A 4,283-nucleotide genomic window follows, 5' to 3' on the forward strand; every position below is an offset into this window, starting at 1 on the left:
AGCAATGAACGATAGCGTCAGCGTCAGTCCTTATGAGGGCAGCGGCCTCTGGCCGCAACTGCGCAGGATGTTCCGGGTTGCCCGCATCGTGCTTTATCTGCTGTGGGGCTTTGTGTTGGCCTTTCTGCTGGGGGCCTTCTGGTCGCCTTACCGCCCCGTGGTGCTGGCGGCCAAACAGCGCTGGTGCCGTCGTTTTCTGGGTATCCTCGGCGTGGAGCTCACCGTCACCGGCAGCCCGGTCGATGCCCCGGTGTTTCTAGTCAGCAACCATGTGTCCTGGCTGGATATCCCGTTGATCGCCAGCCAGCGCCATCTGTATTTCCTGTCCAAGGCGGAAGTGGGAGACTGGCCGTTAATCGGCACCTTGGCCCGCGCCATGGGCACCCTGTTCATCAAGCGGGGCAGCGGCGAGTCCGGCCGCAAGGCCCTGGAAATTGCCGAGCGCCTGAAGCTCGGGCACACCGTACTGGTATTTCCGGAAGGGACCACCACCGATGGCACTGGCCTGCGTCGTTTCTTTCCGCAACTGTTCGATGCGCCGCTGATGGCCGATGTGCCGGTACAACCGTTGGCGGTGCGCTACCTGGACGACAGCGGCGCCCCGGACGCTGCCATGGCCTTCATCGGTGACGACGAATTCCACCATCATCTCTGGGCCATGCTGTTGCGCAACCGAATCCGCGTGCGCCTGCACTTCTGCGAACCGGTATCGGCTCAGGGCACGGACCGGAAGGAGTTGTGTGAGGCGGCACATGGGAAGGTGGCGGAGCAGCTAACAGTGAATAGTTAACTGCGTCGCGGATTGGACCGTCATGGGTTCCAAGCGCAAGAGGCCGCGCCCGCACGTTGGGCGCGGCCTCTTGCGTTTAAAAACCCGAAGAGCTGGTTTCGCGTCGCTGTTAACGGTTCACTATTCACTATTCACTGTTAACTGGCTAGCATCTGCCCTTCCAACACACCAAGGACCCTCCCCAACCATGACCCGCGCCAGCGATCTGAAGAAATCCGACGTTATCGAAGCCAACGGTACCCTTTACGCCATTCGCCAGATCGAGGTGCAGTCGCCCTCGGCCCGGGGGGCGGCGACCTTGTATCGGGTGAAAGCCAGTGCGGTGGGCGGTGGACCCAAGTTTGAAGAACGCTACAAGGGGGATGATGAGGTAACCACCGTGGAACTCCTGCGCCGGCCGGTGCAGTTTTCCTATGTGGATGGTGATGATTACATCTTCATGGATAACGAGGATTTCTCACAGTACCTGCTCAAGGCCGAGGACATTGCCGACGAGTTGGCCTTTATTACTGAAAACACCGAAGGTCTGCTGGCGCTGCGGGTGGACGATGCGGTGATCGGCCTGGAGCTGCCTGCGTCGGTGGTGCTGGAAGTCACCGAGACCGCCCCGGCCATGAAAGCGGCCTCTGCCTCCGCACGCACCAAGCCGGCCACCCTGAATACCGGGCTGGTGGTGCAGGTGCCGGAATATATCGTGGAAGGGGAAAAGGTGCGGGTGAACACCGCCGAGCGCAAATTCATGTCCCGGGCCTGATCCCGGATCATGAGGGTATTACGGGGTGTCACGCTGGCGGCTATGACGCTGCTTGCCGGTTGCCAGCTTGGCTATTACAGCCAGGCCGCCAAAGGACATTTGTCGCTGATGGGCCAGCGTGAACCCCTGGAGGCGGTGCTGGCGGACCCCCAAACCCCTCCACAGATTGCCCATTCCCTGCTGTTCAGCCAGCAGGTGGTACGCTTTGCCGGGGACCAGCTGGCGCTGCCCGCCGAGGATGTCTATCACCAGTACGTGGCCCTGGAGCAGGACGCCGTGGTGTGGAATGTGCTGGCGACACCGGCCTGGTCACTGACGCCCAAAACCTGGTGTTACCCGCTGATTGGCTGTGTCAGCTACCGGGGGTATTTCCAGCGCCCGGCGGCGGAAAAGGCGGCCGCACGCCTCAGCGAACAAGGGCTGGATACCTACGTGGGCGGTGCTATTGCCTATTCCACCCTCGGCTGGTTTGCCGATCCGTTGACCACGCCCATGCTGCAACGCTCTGAGCCGGCCCTGGCGGAACTGTTGATCCACGAGCTGGCCCACCGCCGCCTGTATATCAAGAACGACACCCGTTTCAATGAATCCTTGGCCACCCTGGTGGGTCGTGAGGGCGCGGTGGATTTCTTTGCCGCCACTGGTACGCCGTTGCCGGCCAATTTCTGGCAGCGTCGTGAGCAGGTCCGCCAGGCTTTTCTGGCCATCGTCACCGATACCCGTGAGGCGCTCAGGCAGCTGTATGCCAGCGAGCAGGACGAGGCGGTCATGGCCCTCGAGAAAGCCCGCATCCAGCAGCAGGCCCGGGAGCGCTTTGCCCGCGAGCAACAGAGCCTGCCGGCCCTGGCCGGTTATCAGGGGTACTTTGACGGGCCGTTGAACAATGCCCAGCTAAACGGTGTCAGTGACTACAATGATTATGTGCCGGCTTTTGCCCGCCTGCTGGAACAATGCCGGCGGGACTGGGACTGTTTCTGGCAGCAGGTGGAAACCCTGGCTGAGCAGGATAGCCTGCAACGTACCGAGACCCTCAAGGAACTCACATGGAACTGATCCGCACCCCGCAACCGGAACTGGCCGAGCTGTTTGAGCACACCCTCAAGCGGAACGGCTTTTCGGTAGTGCGCCGGGAAGAGGGCGGTGAGCAGATTATCGACCTGCAGGATCCGGCCCAGTACAACCCTGCCAAGGCCTTGCTGGAAGAGCTGATTACCGATCTCAGGCATCAGCAGGGTCGCCAGCCGGTGGAGCCCCTCACCGGTCGGCCCCAGCCACTCATGTCCGGGGGCTGGTTTGCCAGCCTGGGCTGGGTCACCCGCATCGTGCTGATTGTCAGCGTGCTGGTATACCTGACGCCGTATCTGATGGGAGATGGTGTCTACCGGGCGTTGTTATTCCCGGCGGCGCTGGACGGGTTGGAAAGCCAGCCCTGGCGGCTTGTGACCCCCATGCTGCTGCACTTTTCCCTGTTGCATCTGCTGTTCAATCTGCTCTGGTGGTCGGACCTGGGGCGCCTGATCGAGCGCTTCCAGTCCAGTGGCCAGCTGGTGCTGGTTACCCTGGTCACCGGCATCACCGCCAATGTGGCCCAGTTTTTCCATACCGGCCCCATGTTCGGTGGTTTGTCCGGGGTGGTGTACGGACTGCTTGGCTATCTGTGGATTTACGGCAAGGTAAATCCCCAATCCGGTTACCCCCTGCGACGGGAAATTGTCATCTTCATGCTGGCCTGGATGGTGATCTGTTTTGTGGGGCTCTCCAGTGTGGTGGCCAATGCGGCGCATCTGGCGGGGCTGGTCAGCGGTTGTCTGCTGGGGGCCGGTTTCGGTCTCTGGCGCCGGGCACAGGGGGCCGGGGCCGTTTGAGTTACCCCGGTCGTACTGCTATAAAGACAGCCAAAACAATCAGTCACAATAATGAAAGGATACCGGCGACCTATGCAGTGGCGCGTCCTACCCGGGTTGGTTCCCTCTCTCCTAGTTGCAGCGGTCGTTTCCTTGCAGGGCTGTTCCCTGGCCAGCATCGACGACAACCTGCCCTATGGGGTATTGAACAACAATGATCTCGAGCTGGTGGCCGAGGGCCTGCCCACCTATCTGTTGATGGTAGACGGCCTGATCGAAAACTGGCCCGACAGCGCTTCCATGCTGGCCAGCGGGGCAGACCTTTATGGCGCCTATGCGGGCCTGTTTGTGGAAGACCCGAAACGGGCCCGCAAGCTCAGCGACAAGGCGCTGGGTTATGCCTTCCGTTCCGCCTGTGCCCATGATGATGATTACTGCGAACTGCGTGCGCTGTCCGTGCCCGAGTTCGAGGCACTGCTGGAAGACGCCGACAAGGGCGATGTGCCCATGCTGTTCACCCTGGGCAGTGCCTGGGCCGGGTATATTCAGCAGAACACCAGCGACTGGAACGCGGTGGCCGAGCTTGGCCGCGTGGAAGCCATCATGGAGCGTGTAGTGGCTCTGGATGAGGGTTACCAGTATGGCCAGGCGCACATGTACCTGGGGGTACTGAGCAGCATCCTGCCCGCGTCCCTGGGAGGCAAGCCGGACCAGGCCAGGGCCCATTTTGAGCAGGCCATGACCCTGTCAGAGGGTCAGAACCTGCTGGCTCCGGTGCTTTATGCCGAAAAGTATGCCCGTTTGGTGTTTGACCGTGAGCTGCATGATAGCCTGCTCGAGGATGTCCTCGCCGCTGATCCGCAGGTGCATGGTCTGACCCTGCAGAATACCTATG

The 4,283-nt window shown here is 61.3% G+C and carries 5 protein-coding genes; all 5 read left to right on the forward strand.

Annotated features, from left to right (window positions below; all coding sequences use genetic code 11):
- The first annotated feature begins 4 nt into the window (after positions 1-4).
- Positions 5-790 carry a 1-acyl-sn-glycerol-3-phosphate acyltransferase gene (locus A3714_RS13045; protein WP_082844751.1) on the forward strand — a complete coding sequence of 262 codons (786 nt, stop codon included), beginning with the start codon at positions 5-7 and terminating at the stop codon, positions 788-790.
- Positions 791-977: 187 nt separating this feature from the next.
- Entirely contained in the window at positions 978-1,544 is a 567-nt protein-coding gene (yeiP, locus tag A3714_RS13050; RefSeq protein WP_062816805.1) for an elongation factor P-like protein YeiP, read from the forward strand.
- Between the two features lie 9 nt (positions 1,545-1,553).
- Complete coding sequence (locus tag A3714_RS13055) at positions 1,554-2,597, forward strand: aminopeptidase (RefSeq protein ID WP_063509352.1); 1,044 nt, start codon at positions 1,554-1,556, stop codon at positions 2,595-2,597.
- Positions 2,588-3,409, forward strand: coding sequence for a rhomboid family intramembrane serine protease (locus A3714_RS13060; protein ID WP_063509353.1), 822 nt, complete (start codon positions 2,588-2,590; stop codon positions 3,407-3,409). The genes A3714_RS13055 and A3714_RS13060 overlap by 10 nt, the downstream gene beginning before the upstream one ends.
- 72 nt (positions 3,410-3,481) lie before the next feature.
- Positions 3,482-4,283 (forward strand): TRAP transporter TatT component family protein (locus A3714_RS13065; protein WP_063527191.1); only part of this gene is annotated, 802 nt, incomplete at its 3' end.

The organism is Alcanivorax sp. HI0007, assembly GCF_001635525.1.
Classification (GTDB): Bacteria; Pseudomonadota; Gammaproteobacteria; order Pseudomonadales; family Alcanivoracaceae; genus Alcanivorax.